The sequence below is a fragment of the Alistipes shahii WAL 8301 genome, from assembly GCF_025145845.1.
In the GTDB taxonomy this organism is placed as follows: domain Bacteria; phylum Bacteroidota; class Bacteroidia; order Bacteroidales; family Rikenellaceae; genus Alistipes; species Alistipes shahii.
This window is the reverse complement of the sequence record NZ_CP102253.1, coordinates 1,963,593-1,980,264: the sequence shown is the minus strand read 5'-3', so window position 1 is coordinate 1,980,264 and position 16,672 is coordinate 1,963,593. Positions and strand designations below refer to the sequence as shown.

Here is a 16,672-nt window from a genome sequence, read left to right as displayed (position 1 = left end):
TTAGCGGTATTCTCCGTGAAGATCGACCGGGCGGGCGAAGGGATCGAGACACTCCTCGAGAAGCAACGCCAGTTTCCGGCGCGTGAGGGGCCTATCCGCATCCGCGGGGCGGATCCGCGGGGCTTTGCCGCCCGCCTCGGCGATGAGCTTCGCGGCGCGTGCGGCGGTGAGGGCGGTCGTGTCGGTCCGGACGGGGATTCGAGGGGCGAAGTCGTGCAGTCCGCGGGTGAATTCCCCGACCGGGATCGTCCGCTCGGGGTAGAACCACGAACGGTTCGCCCAGTGGAACGGCTCGCCCGTCATGCGCAGGATGCCCGTCGCGGCGATGCGCTGCAGGGTCGCGAAGTCGGGATCGTCGGGCTTTACGTCGTAGAGCGGCGCGATGTAGGCTTTCTGGGCCAGCAGGGCCTCCTGCACCTCGCGCACGGGAACCTCCCGCGGCGGGCAGCGGCGTTCGGCGGCCAGCGCCGCGAGGGTTCCCGCGGCCTGTCCGGTAAGCATCACGACCGGTTGCAGGCGCGTCGAGCCGTTGACGAGGTTCGAGACGGAAATGGCTTTGTCCGAGACGATGAAGTTCTCGGTCCGGTCGGGAATCAGCGCCCCCAGCGGCACGCTGAACGACGGCACGGGCGGGAAGAGGATCTTCGGCAGATCGGTCCGGCAGTTGCGGTGGTGGTCGACGGGGTAGTCGCCGACGGAGATGCCCGTGCGGTAGAGCGGCCTCGCGTAACGATCGGTCACGTCGTCGAGCGTCATGCGCACCACGCCGTCCATGCGCCGCCCCTCGCGGTGGTAGGGCAGGTAGGCCAGCCCGTCCGGCGTGTCGAATTCGTCGTCAGCGATGCCGAGGCGGCGGTATCCCAGCTCGTGCTGGATGTGGTAGACGAAGCGCAGGGTCTTCTGCCGCGCCGCTTCGAGGGCCGCTGTGCGCTCGGCATGGGGAAGTTCCACCACGTCGAGGTTGATGTCGTTGCCCTCCTTGGGCCAGTTGATCATGTATTTGCCTCCCGGCATACGGCCGTATTCGAGCATCCGGTCGGCGCTGCGCACCCCTTCCGACGAGAGGTCGTAACACCCGGCGAACTCCGCGGGGTCGTAGCCCGCAGGCCGCTCGATGGTTCGGTCCGCGCCGGGCCCGTAGTCCTTGAGGATGGCCACCACCGTGAGGTCCTGCACCACGTCGTTGGCCTCGGCCGGAGCCAGCTCTTCGCCCGTGTCGGCGCGGGCGTCCATGCCAAGACGGTATGAGGTGCCGCTCAACGGCAGCGCGTCGCCCAGATCGGTGGCGTCGACGGTGATGCGGGCCTGCACCAGCAGGCGGCCGCCGCGCGCGTCGGTGAACTCGGCGCCCGTGACCCGTTTTCCGCGGCGCAGGATACCCGTCAGGCGGTAGCCGTGCACCACCTCGAGCGTCGGCTCGGCCGCGGCCATCGCGTGAAAGATGCTGTCGGCCACGTGCGGTTCGAACAGGGTGGTGCTCACCCAGCCCGTCCACAGCGCGCCGATACCGCCGTAACGCTTCCGCAGGTGGTCGCGGAACTCGTTCCACAGACCCGACGGCAGGTCGAAATTGCCGTCCGTGGCGCATACGCCCTGGGCCGTGAGCATGCCTCCCAGCATGGGAGTCTCCTCGACGACGAGCGTCTGCACGCCCTGCCGCGCCGCGGCGATGGCGGCCGTCGTGCCGGAGGTCGTGCCGCCGATGACGAGCACGTCGGCCCGGCGGCGGATGGTGTTTTCACAGGTGCAGCCCGCGGCGAACGTCAGACACAGCAGGGCCGGAATCAGGATTTTTTTCATCGGATCGGTGTTTTTTCAGGTGCGGCGAACCTAACGGCGCATCCGCCGCCCGAAGCCATGCTCACGGTCAGCGTATCGGCGGCCGTTACGGGACGCTCTTCGTAGTCAACGGCATAGGGATTGGTTTTCCAGTCGGCGCCCTCGCCGTCGGCGTAAATCTGCGCCGTGTAGGTCACCCCGGGCGCGAGGAACGTGAGGGGCACGCCGACCGTGCGGGGCTCCTCGTCGGTGACGGCGCCGAGGTACCAGTCCTCCGAGCTGCGGTCCTGCCGCACGAATACGGCATAGTCGCCGATCACGGCCGCGGGCACGAGCGTCCGCTCCCAGTCGGTGGGTACGTCGCGGATGAAGTCGAAGGCCTTGTGTCCGCGGTAGTTTTCGGGCAGGTCCGAGGCCATCTGGAGCGGGCTGTAAATCACCACGTAGTGCGCCAGCTCGCGCGCGATGGTCGACTGCACCCGCGCGAAGGGCGAGACGGGGTTGTCGAAACGGAACGTCCCGAACGTGTAGTCCATCGGCCCGGCCAGTCCGCGCAGGAACGGCACCACGGTGGTGTGCTCGGGCGGATTTCCGCCGTCGGGCGACCAGGCGTTGTACTCCTGACCGCGGACGCCCTCCTGCGTCATCAGGTTGGGCCACGTGCGTTCTATCCCCGTGGGCATGACCGGTTCGTGGTTGTCGATCATCATGCCGCAGCGGGCTGCCGTCTCGATCACGCGGCGGTAGTGCCGCACGCCGTACTGGCTGTCGTGCAGCTCCTTTCCGTCCATCAGCACATTGACGTAGCCCGTTTTGACGTAATCGACGCCGTGATTTTTATAGAACGCGAAAGCCTCCTCCAGCTGGGCCTCGTAATTCTTCGTATCGGCCCCCGTTTCGTGGTGGCCGATCAGTTCCACGCCCTTTTGGGCGGCGTAGCCGGCAACGGCTTCGATGTCGAAGTCCGGATAGGGCTCCGTGAAGCGGATCCGGTCCGTGTTTTTGGTCCACTCGCCGTCCCAGCCGACGTTCCACCCCTCGACCAGCACGCCCTCGATGCCGTGTTCCGCGGCGAAGTCGATGTAACGTTTCGCGTTTTCGGTCGTGGCGCCGTGGCGGGGTCCCTGCGCCCAGGTCTCCTGAAAGAGATGCATCGACCACCAGATGCCGACATATTTGGCGGGGCGGATCCACGAGGTGTCCTCGATGCGGCACGGCTCGTTGAGGTTGAGCATGAGCCGCGAAGTTACCAGACCGCCCGGCGTGTCGGCGACGATCATCGTGCGCCACGGCGTGCGGAAAGGCGTCCGTGCGTAGACCTTCACCCCCGTGGACCACGGGGTGAGGTGGCAGCGCAGGGTGGTTCCGTCGGGGTAGAGGCTCATTTTGGCGTAGTCCGTCAGATCGGCCTCGTGCAGGGCGAGATACCCTCCGCCGGCGCATTCCAGCGTGAGCGGCGTGTTGACCGTGTCCATCCGCGAGATGGGGGTGTGGCGGGCGAGGCTCTCGTAGTAGGGTTCGCGCGCGGGCATCCACCAGGCGTTGTGGTCGGACGGAAAGCGGTATTCGGTCAGCTCGTCCGTGATCGCGAACTCGCCCAGATGGGGCTGTTCGGGAAATTCGAAGCGGAAGCCATAGCCGTCGTCGAACAGGCGGAACACCACGTCGAAGCGGCGGCGGGGTGCGTCGCTTTCGCGCACGCTGACCCTCAGTTCGTTGTAATGGCTGCGCACGGTGCGCTGTTCGCCCCAGACGGTCTCCCACGTCTCGTCACGGCTGTCGCGCGACGTGCCCGTGATTTCGAGCCCTTCGCGCAGCGCCGGGGCATCGAGCAGTTCGAATCCCAGCGTCGAGAAATCCAAAAGGGGCGCGCTGCGGCGCGTCACGGAGTAGCCGATGCGGCCGCCGCGTTCGGCCACCTCGAGACAAAGCGTGCCGTCGGGCGAGCAGACGCGGCCTGAGCTGCCGCAGGCGGTGCAGAGGAGTGCGGCGAGCGCCGCGAAGAGGATCGAAAGAGGTTTTTTCATCGTGCTGTCATGGTTTTTTCGGTGTCGAATAGCCCGTGCCGCTCTCCCAGACCGAGAGCCGGCCGAATCGGTCGCGGACTTCGACGCGGATATGCGCATCGGGCGACGCGGGCAGGGCGTGGAAGAGGTGTTCGGTGCGGTCCGCGCCGATGTTTTTGTGCTTGAAATGCTCGCTGTAACGCGCCACGTAGTCGTAGATCGACGCGTCGTACCCCGTGTAACGGGTCATCGGTCCGCGCGGCTCGCCGTTCTCGTACCAGACGACCTGCCAGGCGGGGTCCCAGTTCCAGACGTTGACCGTCACGGCGTCGGGGCGGCGGCGGTCCTCGCCGACGCCGTAGGCCGTGAACTGCCGGCTGCGGGGGTGGTCCGCGGCCTTGTAGTACCACGTGAGGCCGTCGCCGTCGAACTCGTAGACCCCGTACCCGGCCGGAATGCCGTCCATGCTCCACGGGGCCTGCCAGAAAAGGGTGCTCAGCGGAGCGTGGACGTGCTCGAAGAGGTGCGGCTCGGGGGTGTAGTTTTCGTTGTAATGTTCGTGCGCGGAGAGGATATGGGCGTTGTAGGGTTCGAGCATCCGGTAGAGCGCCCGGCGGTTGTTGAGCACCTTGTGCGACTCCTCGCGGCTCCATTCACCGCTCCGCGCCGCGCGCGACCAGGTCGGGATGTGCAGGCAGACGACCACCGTGCGGCCCGCCGGGACGGTGGCGAGGTCCTGCTCCAGCCAGCGGAGCTGCCGCTCGTCGAGATACCCCACATAGAGGTAGCTGCGGCCGATGTAGAAGCAGTCGTCGAGCACCACGTAGTGCACGCGGCCGCGGTCGAAAGCGTAGTAGGTCGGGCCGAAGTGCTCCTTGAACGAGCGTTTCGCCCGGTCGCTCGTCCGCACGCCGAGGTCCATGTCGTGGTTGCCCGCGACGTAGAAGAACGCGACCCCGCTCGCGGCGAGGGCCTCGCTAACCGGTTCGAAAAGCGGGGGCCTGCGGTCGATGTCGCCGATGATGTCGCCGCAGACCACCCCCAGCGTCGGCACTCCGTCGGCGGCCGTCAGCCGCATGTCGTCCGCGGCCCGGCGCACGCTGTCCAGCTCGCACTCGAAGTAGACCTGCGGATCGGCGACCGCCAGCAGGCGGTGGCGCGTCATGTCCTGCACCGCGGGCTCCAGCGCGAAATCGTAGCGCCGTCTGCCGGGAGCGATGCGCCGGTAGATGCAGGGCGTGCCGTCGCGCAGGGGGATTTCGTACCCGTCGGGCAGCGTCAGGTAGACGAACTCCGCCTCCGTGTCCGACGGCAGGCGGTAGCGCCCTTTGGCGTCGGTGCGCACGATCGTGCGGCCGTCCGTGACGCAAACTCCCGTCACGCCCCTGCCGGAAGCCGTCACGCGGCCGCACAGATCGATCGTGCGCGTGGCCGCCCGCCCCGTGACGGAAAGAGACGAGGCGGCGAGCAGCGCCGCAAAGAGGATGAACGCGCTGGTTTTCATTTCACGGGTTCGAGAACGGCGGCCCAACCGCCTCCGGGGGCCATCCGCAGGGCGATCGCGTCGTCGCGCGTGACTTCACGGGTTTCGGTGCGGTAATCCCGCGCGATGCGGTCGGCATTCACCCCGTCGGCGAAGACCTTCATGCGGTAGCGGCCACCGTCGAGGAACTTCAGCGGGGCCTCCAGCGTGCGGGCCGTCCAGTCGGTGATGGCTCCGATGTACCACTTCTCACCGCTGCGGCGCGCCACGGCGGCGTACTCGCCCACCGAGGCGGCGAGCCCCACCGTTTCGTCCCACACGGTCGGCACGGCGGCGATGAAGGCAGTGAACTCCGCTTCGCGCAGGTAGTGCGACGGCGAGTCGCAGAGCATCTGAAGCGGACTTTCGAAGACGACGTACAGCGCCGCCTGATGGGCGCGCGTGCCCTGGCTCATCGGGTTGTCCCAGCTGATGGCGAAATCGGCCCGGGTGGCGTTGCGCGTGGCGCCGGGCGTGTAGTCCATCGGTCCGGCGACCATGCGCGTGAAGGGCAGCGTGCAGTCGTGGACGGGCGAAATATCGGTCGAGCATTTGTCGTGCTCCATGCCGTAAACTCCTTCGAACGAGAGGACGTTGGGGTATTTGCGCTGGAGCCCCGCGGGTTTGAACGACCCGTGGAAATCCACGATCAGACCGCGGTCGAACGCCGCGCGGGCGATCTCATCGTAAAATCGGACCATCTCCTGATCGGACCGCTGCATGAAGTCGATCTTGATGCCCTTCACGCCCCAGTCGCGGTAGGTGTCCAGGATGCCTTCCAGGTCCTTCTTCATGGGGTTCCAGAGCGTCCAGAGCACCACGCCGACGCCCTTTTCGCGGCCGTGGCGGATCAGCTCCCCGAGGTCGATCTCCCGGCGCGGCTCCTTGATATTGAGCGTGCTCACGGACCACCCTTCGTCCAGCAGGATGTAGTCGATGCCGTATTTGGCCGCGAAATCGATGTAATACTTGTAGGTCGCGGTGTTGACCCCCGAGCGGAAATCGACCCCGTAGATATTGAGCGAATGCCACCACTCCCACGAAATCTTGCCCGGCCGCACCCACGAGGCGTCGCCTTCGACGGGTTTCGACGCGAGCTGGTAGGCGAGGTTGTTCTCCAGCAGCGCGCGGTCGTCGGGGTCGATGGTCACCACGCGCCACGGAAACGTGCGCGTGCCTCGGGTCCGGGCGATGTAGGGCGCTTTTTTCACCAGCTCCTCGTTGCGGTCCGAACCCTCCCTGAGCCGGGCTTCGAGCACCACGGGCGGGAACTGCGCGCGGAGGCTGTGTCCCTCGCCGCCGAACAGGAACAGGCAGGGATAGTCCTCCAGATCGGTTTCCGTCACGACCATGCGCGTGCCGCGCGGCGAGGAGAACCACACGGGCAGGTAGGCGTACCGCTTCGCGTCGAGCTCCGAGAGGTGCTTGCGGTCGAAGAACGCTTCGCAGTGGGAGATGAAATCGGGGTTCTCCTCGCGGGGCCAGAGGGTCTCGAAATCGGCGGCGAAATTCAGCTCGGCGGTCTCCGACTCGATGTCGACGGTCCCCTTTCGCGCCGTTTCAAAACGGTAGACCGCGCCGTTGTCGTAGACCCGGAAGCGGACGGCCCAGCCGCCGCGGAACGTAAGCAGAAGCTCTTCGCAGCGATCGTGCAGCGTGCGGAACTTGGTCGGAACGGGCGCCGTGCTGCGCTCGTCGATGCGCCGCCGTTCGGCCCGCCGCACGACGGGCGCCGCGCCGAACGGCTCGGCCCCGGCGATCTTCATGCCGATGCGGCTTGCGTCGAGCAGCCGTTCGCCCTCGCGCGTGACGCTCCAGCGCAGTTCGGGCGCGGTCGATACCGTCACCGTGATTTTTCCGTCGGGAGATATCGCCGTGTACTCTTGGGCCCGGAGCCCCGAAGCCCCGGCCAGCACGGCTGCGGCGATAAGAAGGAGTTTTTTCATGGTGCAACTGTTTTACTTATTCGGTTGCCGTCTCCGCTTCGTAACGGTCGATGCCCCGCTTGATGGCGACCCACATATCGTTGTTGATGACATGAACGATGTCGAAGACCATCAGCCCGGCCGTGCGTTTGAGGCAGTAATAGCAGGCTTCCTCGATGTCGAATGTCTTCTGCGAGCAATCCACCGTCGCGTAATAGGTACAGGCGTTGAGCAGGAAGCGCTCGGCACGGTTGATACCGTATTCGATCGACTCGCCGTCGTCGGGTCCGTACACGCGGGGCAGGTAGGTCCCCAGCAGGAACGTGTCGAGCTGATCGGCGAAACCGGTCTGGTGGTAATTGATCGAACACCAAGAGTTGAACGACCACGCATCCTGATCCGTTAGCGGACGGAACGCCTTGCTGGCCCAGTTCTGTCCGTTGGCATAGAGTGCGCCCCACCACGAAGCGGCCCAATATTCCAATTTTACGTCCGGTTTGATTGCCTTGATCTCCTTGCGAACGCGGGCTACGAAGTCGTGGATTATCATCGAGCGGAACTCCCACCACTCTTTGTAGTATTTGCCGGGGACTCTTTCGCCGGAAGCGTTGTAGGTGAAGACATCGCCCGGCCACGTCTCGACGAGTCCGCCAATGTACTTTTCGAACGCCTCTTTGGATGCTTCCGAGAAATCGCTCTGATAGTCCGGAAAACGGCAGTAGTCGAGCGCGTAGGCATCGAAATCGTAGTTGGTGACTATTTCACGAATGAAACGCAGGGCGAACTCCTGAACTTCGGGCAGGACGGGATTGAGGAACGCTGCGACCTTCGTGGGGTCATCCTTGATGTCGACCATGCCCTCGGGCTTGTATTGCATGCAGGTTTTCCCCTTCCATGTCGTGCCCCGGTAGGCGGGTCCCTGTCTGGTGCTGGGCATGCCCATGGGGAATACGGTGGTCGAGACGGTCACTTTCAGGTTCCGTTTATGTGCCTCGTCGAGGAAAAACTGGAGGTAGTCCCAACCTCTGTCGGCAACGTTAACTGAACCGATAGTCGTCGCTTGGGTCATGAACTCGCTTTTGTAGAGTACGTCCCCCTCGACGGGCTTCACATCCACGACGATCTTGTTGAATCCCGCTTCCTGTGTTTTGTCGAGCATGGCGATGATACCGGCCTGTGTCGAGAATCGCTGGAAGTTGGCCTCGGCATCGAACCAGAGCATTTTTTCCTTTCCCTCTGAGGGTTCCGGTTTCGGATCGGGGTTCGGCCCGGGTTGCGGCTTGTCGAGTTCCGGAGGGGTTTTATGCGATTCCGTGCAGGCGGACGGAATCGCCGCCATCAGCAGGACACAAAGTATCAGGATGGATTTTTTCATCTTGTCATTTTTGAGTTTTCTGTTCTTTTTCAGCCCGGTCGATACCACGTTTGATGTCATCCCATAGATCGTTTTCGATGACCTGAATGATGTCGAAGACCATCACACCGTCCGTGCGCGAAAGACACAGGTATACGGCGTCTTCGAACTGATCGACATGGTTCTGGGCGTAGAGCGAACCGTAGACCGCACAGTCGCCGTCGACATCCTTCAGCGAGCGGGCGAGACCGTACTCGATGGATTCGGGATCGTCCATGCCCCATACCTTTTCGAGGTAGGTTCCCGTGATGAAGACATCGAGCAGATCGGCGAATCCGGTGCGGTTGTAGGTCGGCGTGGCCCAATCGTCGAGATAGGCTTCGTGGAAGCGCGAACGCGGGCTGGCCCAGTTCTGGCCCTGCGTGTAGATGGCGTGCAGCCACGAGGCGGCCCAATACTCCAGTTTCACGCCGGGTTGCAGCTCATCCACCGTCGCGCGTATTCGGGCGATGAAGTCGCGGATGACTCCCGAGCGGAACTCCCACCACTGTTTATAGTAGGGGCCTGCCACGCGGGCTCCGTTGGCGTCGTAGGTGAATATATCCTCCGGGAAACGGTCGATACCGTGTCCGAGGTAGGTTTCGAACGCTTCGCGCGAAGCGGGCGAGAAATCGCTCTCAGCATCGGGGAAGCGGCAATAGTCGAGGGCATAGCCGTCGAACTTGTATTTTGTGAGCAGTTCGTGTGCGAAACGCAGCACGTACTCCTGATTTTCGGGCAGTACGGGATTGAGGAACGCTGCGACTTTCGTCGGGTCGTCCTTGATGTCTTTCCTCCCTTCGGGCGTGTATTCGACACAGGTTCGGCCCGCCAGTTCCGGGTCGGAGTAGGCCGCTCCCTGGCGGAACGTGGTGAATCCCGCAGGGAAAATCATCGTCGAGACGGTCACTTTTAGTTCCCTTTTACGCGCTTCGTCGAGGAAGCATTGCAGGTAGTCCCAATCGCGGCGGACGGTGTCCGGACCGACGACGGTGAGCGGTTCCAGCATATCGCTTTCGTAGAGCACGGTGCCCGAAATGGGGCGCACGTCCACGACGATGTGGTTGAATCCGCACTCGACGGTGCGGTCCAAATAGTAGCGGATCGAATCCTGCGAAGCGAAGCGCTTGAAATTGGCCTCTGCGTCGAACCAGAGCATTTTGGGTTTTCCACCGTCGGCGGCGCGAAGCGTCCGGGCGGAGTTTCCGCCGCAGGATATCGATGTCGCTGCAACGAAGAGGATGACTGTAAAAAAGGTGCTTATTTTCATGGGTCGTGTTAAAAGAACCGCATTCCTCCGGCCCGAGAACGGGCCCGGACCGGGAAGAATGCGGATTGATACGGTTTCGTCAAGACCTGTCGTGACAGGTGTAAGGTTTGTTAATCGTAAGTGATCTCCAGTTTCCAGCTCTTGACTGCGTGCCCGGGAACCAGTACGTATACGTAACCGCAGTTTTCCTTTTCGTTATACACGAATGTTCCGACGGGGCGGTAGGGGTTGGCGTCCGAGATCGCGTAATTGAGCGTCGCCTCGGTGGGGTTGAGCAGGAATTCGCCGTTCGAGTCCACGATCGAGACGTAGGTGCAGGGCCAGCCGGTGGTGAAGACGGCGGCATAAGCCTTTTCGTTGAACATGAAAGCGCGGATCGAACCTTTGGTGTAGTTACCCCAGTTGTTCGGACCGTTGGGCGCTGCTCCCGGAATCTGCTTCAGATTGAGCGAGGATGTGCCGTCCCAGCCTTCCCAGGTCAATACGTTGTGACCGCCGGCCACGGCATCCCACATGAACCAGGTGCCCGAAACCTCTCCCGAGCAGGCCGAAACCATCTGGCTCCACGAGCCGTCGTTCGAGGGCTGTCCGGTAAGCAGGTTGTAGTAGTCGCCACGCACGCCGTCGGCGAAACCCCAGCAGAAACTCGGGCCAGTGGCTACGCGTGCGCCCAATGCCGTAATGAGCGCTTTGCCTTCGACGAGGTTGCCGCCCACGGAGAGGAACGCTGCGATGGCGCTGTCCGACGGACCGAGGATCGTTTCGGCGGGCTGGTCGCATCCGTTCTTCCAGCAGGCGTACGTAACAGGAGCCGATCCACTCGTGCCGTCAGCGGTCAGTGAAGCGATCAGATGTCCTGCCTCGTCGTTAGCCAGCGAGGTGACCTGCAATCCGTCGTAACCGGTCATGTTCAGATTGCCTGCGGCAGCGAGCGTCTTGCCGTCGAATACCTTGGTGCCGATGACGATCTTGTCGCCGCTGACGCCGATTTGCAGGTATTTCGTGTGATCGGTGATGTCCATCTGAGTGGCCGTTTTCTCTGCCAGAGCACCGATCTTGGTATAGGAAACGACAACTTTTTCAACGGGCTTTGTTGTATAAATGCGGGTGGTCTTGCCGTCGGCTCCCGTCACCGTGAATGAAATCGGCTGCGTATAGTCGGCCGCCACGGAGGGATCGGGCGTGATGGTTGCGCCTTCGGAGAGTTTCACCGTGGCGGTGGCCGTCTTCATGGCTTCCAGCTGCGGCGTGGTATAGGCAAGGTCGATCGATTTGTCGTAGTCGTAGACATCGCCTGAAAGCGTTTCCCCTTCGGGGAGATTCAGAACGAAAGATTCGATACGGCATTTTTCGCCGCGGTCGATCTGCGGGCCGGGTTTGCTGATTTCCGGATCGTCGTCCGTACAGGCTGCAAACGACAGCGCGAGACCTGCCAGGGTGGCGTAAGCGAACAAATTGAACTTTTTCATATTGGTCGAGTTAATTTTAGATTTATTCATTCGTTGTAATTCGTTATCTGCGCGTGTAGAAAGCCCACAGCGTATAGGTTCGCGATCCATTGTCGCCTGCCCGAACCTTGATCTCCATCGGATCGGAGAGGTCTTTCAATCCCGACAGTGACGGATAGATATAGGTGTCATAAGCCACGTTTGCGCGTACCATCAGCTTTTTCACGTCGTATTTTTCACGAAGTTTTTTGGGAATGGGGAAGAAAATCTCGCCCGTCGTTTCGTCGATGATTCCTGCGATACCGGCTCCGCCTTCGGCGGGCTGGATTTCGATGGAATTAATCGTACTGTCCGTGTGGATGAATTCGTCTTCCGCTTCGGCGCATGATGTCGCAAGCGATGCGAATGCCGCTACGGCCAGTACTGCAAGATATTTACGGAGTTTCATAGTCGTTCTGTTTTTGCGGTTAATCATTAGATCCATCCGTCGTTGTTCGTACAGAGCGAATTGTTCGAACGCTCCGAAAGCGGAATGGCGAATCGGTAATAACGGTCGTAGAAGATGCGCTTGTGTCCGCCGTCGGCATCGACCTGCTCGTAGGTAAATGAACCGTCGGACTGTTTGGAGATCTTAACGCCGTGCACGTTCTGCCCGTCGATGACTTTTTCGGCCAGCCGCCAGCGGCGCAGGTCCCAGTAGCGGAAACCTTCGCCGGCCAACTCCACCTTGCGTTCGTGACGCACGTATTCCAGGAAGGTCTCCTTGTCGGCGGTGGCACGCGCGGGCAGTCCGACGCGGGCGCGGACATCGTTGAGCGCCTGCAGCGCTTCGGCGCTGTTCTTGTTCCAGTTCTCCATGGCAAGTGCCTCAGCCTTGTTCAGGAGGACCTCGGCATAGCGCAGTACGATCCAGTCCTGTCCCGAGCCGCTCGTGACCCACGTCTTGTCTCCGTCTATGAGGTATTTGCGCAGGTAATAACCCGTTACGGTCGTTCCGGCGGCTCCGGCGTTTTCATAGGCCTTGTATCCGTCCTTGCCGCCAACGAAGCTTTCGATCTTCCGCCCCATCCAATCGGCTCCGTTATAGAGAATCGTGGCGTAGAAGCGCGGTTCACGGTTCGCATAGGGATCCTTACCGTGTTTCTCCCAGGAGAAATTGCCGCCGTCGCCTGCCATTTCATAGCTGTCGACCAATTCGCTGGTGGGAACGAATCCCGAATAAACCTGCTTGCCTAACTCCTTTGTATCGCCCGAGGGCCGCACGTAGGCGTCGTAGGCATGGTCGATCACGCTGGATTTGAATTCTACGGCAAAGAGTACTTCGGGACTGTTGATGCCGAGTTCGAAGATTTTGGCATAGCCGTTCTTCGACAGGTCCAGATTACCCTCTGCCGTGGCGCAATCGCGTGCGGCCTGTGCGGCGACATCCCATTTTTCAGCGTAGAGCGCTACGCGGCTCAACAGACCGTATGCGGCTTTTTGAGTGGCGCGGCCCGAGTTGTCGCTGTCCCATTTCAAGGGCAGGTCGGGAGCCAGTTCCTTCAGTTCGTTAATGATGAAGCCCCAGCACTCTTCCTCCGTCGAACGGGCTTTGTCGTTCTGCTCAGGGCCGTCGACTTCGGTGCGAAGAATCACCCCGCCGTAAACCCGGCACAGCATGAAATAGGCGTAGGCACGGCAGAAACGCACTTCGGCGATACGAATCTTGAGCCAGTCCTCACCGAATTTGCGGCCGAATTCGGCCGCGTCGCGCAGGAATTCGTTTTCGCGGCGGATGCGGTCATAATGACTCGACCAGCACTCGAACGCACCGGCGGAGTTGCTGTTGAAAGCCGTTTCCTGGAGGAGCGTGGCGTTGAAGTTGTGGTTGTACTGATTCCAGGAGGTGCTTTTCAGGATGTCGGAATAGGCATCCGATAATCGGGGCGACGCATAGGCATCGCCGCCGCGCATCTCGGTGTTTGCCCCGAAGATGGAGTAGAGTCCGATGACGTATTTATCAGCCGTAGTGGTGGTGGACCAGACGGTCGCCGGCGAAAACCGGTCCGCCGGATTCAGGTCCAGCACGTCGGAACAGGAGGTGCCCAATACGACGGCCGCCAGACCGAGTATGAATATGATCTTTTTCATAGGTTCAGTTGCTTTAGCGGTTAGAAGGATAAATTGACTCCGATACTGTAGGTCCGCTGTTGCGGGTAGTAACCGTTGTTGACCGACGGCATTTCGGGGTCCACGTATTTGAATGCACTGAAAGTCAGCAGATTGGTTCCTGCCACGTAGATATTTACCCGGCCGATACCGGTATTTTTCAGAATGTGTTCGGGGAGCGAGTAGCCGATCTGGAGGTTCTTCAGACGAAGATATGCCCCGTTTTTCACCCACCAGGACGAAGGCCATGCGTTGTTGCCGTTGGCTACGGTGCTCAGACGCGGATAGTCGGCATTGCGGTTGTCTTCACGCCAGGCGCTCTCCACGAGATAATAGGGTGCGTTGCCGTTGCCGTAGAAAGGACGGGTGTACATCGTGTTGTCGAAAACGCCCGAATAGTATGCCGCGCTGAGCTGATAATCGCAGATGGCTACACCCTGCCAGAGGGCTGTAAGATAGAGGTTTTTCCATGCCACCTCCATATTGAGCGAGAAGTTCATCTCGGGGGTATAGCCGCGGCCGATTTTGATGAAGTCCTGCGACTGCTCGATCTTGCCGTCGCCGTTGACGTCGGCATACATCAGGTCACCCAGACGCTTCTCTCCCGAAGGAGCCGTCGGCGAATTGGCGATCTGCTCTTCGGTCTGATAGAGTCCGATCGCCTTGTACCCGTAGAGCGTACCCATCGGTTTGCCCAGGATGGCACGGTACATCGGATGGTTGTCGGAAATTTGTTTGGCGAGAACCCGGTTGCGGGCCCACGAGAGACTACCCGTCAGCGAATACCGCCAACCGCTGGCAAAGTGATTGTTGTGTTTTAGCACCAGCTCGAAGCCGCGGTTATCTACCTTGCCGGAGTTTTTGTATGACGGTACGTTGCCTCCCAGGGAGGGTGCGTAGGAACCGCCGACCTGTTCGAGGATATTGTCGGTAACCTTGTAGAACCAATCGAATTCGATGCCCAGTTTTCCGCCCCAAGCGTTCAGGTCCAGGCCCACGTTGAAACTGCGCGAACGCGACCAGGTAAGGTCCTTGTAGACATAGTTGCTGGTGTAATAGGTCGTCTGACCCTTGCCGCCTATGATATAGCTGTAGGAGGGTGCGGTCGATCTGTAGGATTGCACATAGAGATAAGGGCTCGTATCGTCCATACCCAGTTCGCCGTAAGAGGCGCGCAGCTTGAAGAAGTCGATTTTCGGGAGTGCCTGCTTGAAGAACTTCTCTTCGGACATGACCCAGCCGACGGCTGCGGACGGGAAGAATCCCCAGCGGTTTTCGGGGGCGAACTTGTAGGAACCGTCCGCGCGGAATGTAAATTCGACCAGATATTTCTTGTCAAATGCATAGTTGAAACGGCCGGCGTAGCTGGCGATACTCGTTTCGCTGAACGAACCGGTTACGGGGGTTGTGATGCCTTCCCACGTGGTGCCGATCGAAAGATCGACCGGATAGGGGGCGAAATACCCCGCCTTATAGCCGGTCATTGTGTCCGAGTAGGTTTTTTTCTGCTCGTAGAAGAACAGGCCGCCTACGCTGTGACGCCCGAATTCGCGGTTGTAGGTCAGCGTCGGGCGAACGGTGAATCCGTCTCCGAACGACGACGATTTGTTGAAGCTGCTGTTGACATTGACTCCCGATGCATTCACGACTGTGGAATTCATCGTCGTGGGCGAGAATGACATCAGCTGGTACGATTGCAGCATATTGCGGTTGCCCGTATTCGAATAGTCGTATGCAACGTGTACGGCGGCCTTGAGTCCTTCAAGCGCCTTGATGCTGCCGAAATCGTATTCCAATTTGGCGTTTCCCTCGAACTGCCAGCGCTTCGTATCCTGAAAACCGCTCTTGTTGACCGCGGCAATGGGCTGCTGCGTGTATACGCCGCTCATATAACCTTGCGGCAGGTCATTATAGGTCGGAGCGATGATCGGCAACGAGAAGAGCGCCTGCGAGATGGGGTTGAACTCACCCTGCGTGCCAAGAGAGTATCCGGGTGCGTGGGTGTCTTCGCGGAATGCGGCGATATTGACGTTCAGATTGAAATTCTTGGCGATCTTCGTGTCGATGTTGGCGCGCACGTTGAAACGCTGGTAAGAGGTATTGGGCAGGATACCGTCCTGATTCATCATACCGATGCTCGTATAGTATTTTACGCGGTCGGTACCTCCCGTAGCGGAGATGTTGTGCTGGTGTGTGAAACCGTAGTTCTTGAAGAGCAGATCCATCCAGTCCGTTTCACCGTATATCCCTTTTTCCTTCATACCGGCGATCACCTCATCCGTCCACAGCGGATTCAATCCGTCCATCTCGCGAGCCTTGTTGTGCCAGCCGATGTAGTCCTGGGCGTTAAGCATCTCGGGCATGGCGACATTGGTGGTGAAAGTCGCCGAGCCGTCGTATGAAATGGTAGCAGCGCCCTTCGAGCCGGTTTTGGTGGTGATCAGAATAACGCCGTTGGCTCCGCGTACGCCGTAGATGGCCGAGGTGGCGGCATCCTTGAGGATGGAGATCGATTCGATGTCGTTGGGGTTGACCGTATTAATCATACGCTCCACCCCGTCGACGATGCAAAGCGGGCTGGAATTGTTGAACGAGGAGACACCACGGACGAAGATCGTGGTGCCGTCGCTGCCGGGCTGTCCCGAACGCTGAATACTCGTCACTCCCGGCAATTTGCCGGTCATCATGTTCGATACGTTGGTCATCGGGGCCTTCAGCAACTCCTTGCTGGAGACCTGGGACACGGAGCCTACGAGAAACTGTCGTTTCTGTGTGCCGTATCCCACTACGACCACTTCATCCACCAGCGTGGCGTCCTCTTCCAGTTGGACGTTCAGGGTTTTGCGGCCGCGGACGGCCACTTCTGCAGTTTTGTAACCGAGGAAACTGAAGACCAGCACATCGTCGGAGGACAAGACCTCGATAGCATACTGTCCCTGTGCATCGGTGGTAGTTCCCCGGGTGTTGTCACCTTTTACGATGACCGTAGCACCCGAAATTTCCCCCCCCCCTTGCGTCGGTCACTCTTCCGGAGACTGAAAGTCCTTGCGCCTCAGCTACATTGGTGCCTGTGATCGCCATGGAGACCACGGCTAATACGCTGCTCAATAGGCAGCGAATGCCTGAAGGTTTCATTTTGTAAACGTTTCTCATAAAATTAGGGTTGCAATAGGTTTAGATT

The 16,672-nt window shown here is 60.7% G+C and carries 10 protein-coding genes; all 10 read right to left on the bottom strand.

What is annotated here, in order from left to right; genetic code table 11:
- On the bottom strand, window positions 1-1,800 hold the full coding sequence (locus NQ492_RS08480; RefSeq protein ID WP_015547676.1) for an FAD-dependent oxidoreductase: 1,800 nt from the start codon (window positions 1,798-1,800) through the stop codon (window positions 1-3).
- Window positions 1,797-3,806: a glycoside hydrolase family 97 protein gene (locus NQ492_RS08475; RefSeq protein ID WP_015547677.1), complete on the bottom strand. Its 2,010-nt coding sequence runs from the start codon at window positions 3,804-3,806 to the stop codon at window positions 1,797-1,799. The genes NQ492_RS08480 and NQ492_RS08475 overlap by 4 nt, the downstream gene beginning before the upstream one ends.
- 7 nt (window positions 3,807-3,813) lie before the next feature.
- On the bottom strand, window positions 3,814-5,289 hold the full coding sequence (locus tag NQ492_RS08470; RefSeq protein WP_015547678.1) for a calcineurin-like phosphoesterase C-terminal domain-containing protein: 1,476 nt from the start codon (window positions 5,287-5,289) through the stop codon (window positions 3,814-3,816).
- Entirely contained in the window at window positions 5,286-7,253 is a 1,968-nt protein-coding gene (locus NQ492_RS08465; protein ID WP_259872886.1) for a glycoside hydrolase family 97 protein, read from the bottom strand. Before NQ492_RS08465 ends, NQ492_RS08470 begins: the two co-directional genes overlap by 4 nt.
- A 16-nt stretch (window positions 7,254-7,269) precedes the next feature.
- On the bottom strand, window positions 7,270-8,607 hold the full coding sequence (locus NQ492_RS08460; RefSeq protein WP_015547679.1) for a family 10 glycosylhydrolase: 1,338 nt from the start codon (window positions 8,605-8,607) through the stop codon (window positions 7,270-7,272).
- 4 nt (window positions 8,608-8,611) lie between these two features.
- Window positions 8,612-9,895: an alpha amylase family protein gene (locus tag NQ492_RS08455; RefSeq protein ID WP_231839925.1), complete on the bottom strand. Its 1,284-nt coding sequence runs from the start codon at window positions 9,893-9,895 to the stop codon at window positions 8,612-8,614.
- 110 nt (window positions 9,896-10,005) lie between these two features.
- The gene (locus NQ492_RS08450) at window positions 10,006-11,364 is read right to left on the bottom strand and encodes a DUF5018 domain-containing protein (protein WP_015547681.1); all 1,359 of its coding nucleotides are present in this window, start codon (window positions 11,362-11,364) and stop codon (window positions 10,006-10,008) included.
- Window positions 11,365-11,407: 43 nt separating this feature from the next.
- The gene (locus NQ492_RS08445) at window positions 11,408-11,791 is read right to left on the bottom strand and encodes a hypothetical protein (protein ID WP_022062349.1); all 384 of its coding nucleotides are present in this window, start codon (window positions 11,789-11,791) and stop codon (window positions 11,408-11,410) included.
- Between the two features lie 26 nt (window positions 11,792-11,817).
- Window positions 11,818-13,473: a RagB/SusD family nutrient uptake outer membrane protein gene (locus tag NQ492_RS08440; RefSeq protein ID WP_015547683.1), complete on the bottom strand. Its 1,656-nt coding sequence runs from the start codon at window positions 13,471-13,473 to the stop codon at window positions 11,818-11,820.
- A 20-nt stretch (window positions 13,474-13,493) separates the two neighbouring features.
- On the bottom strand, window positions 13,494-16,472 hold the full coding sequence (locus tag NQ492_RS08435) for a SusC/RagA family TonB-linked outer membrane protein (protein WP_407651332.1): 2,979 nt from the start codon (window positions 16,470-16,472) through the stop codon (window positions 13,494-13,496).
- Window positions 16,473-16,672 lie beyond the last annotated feature (200 nt).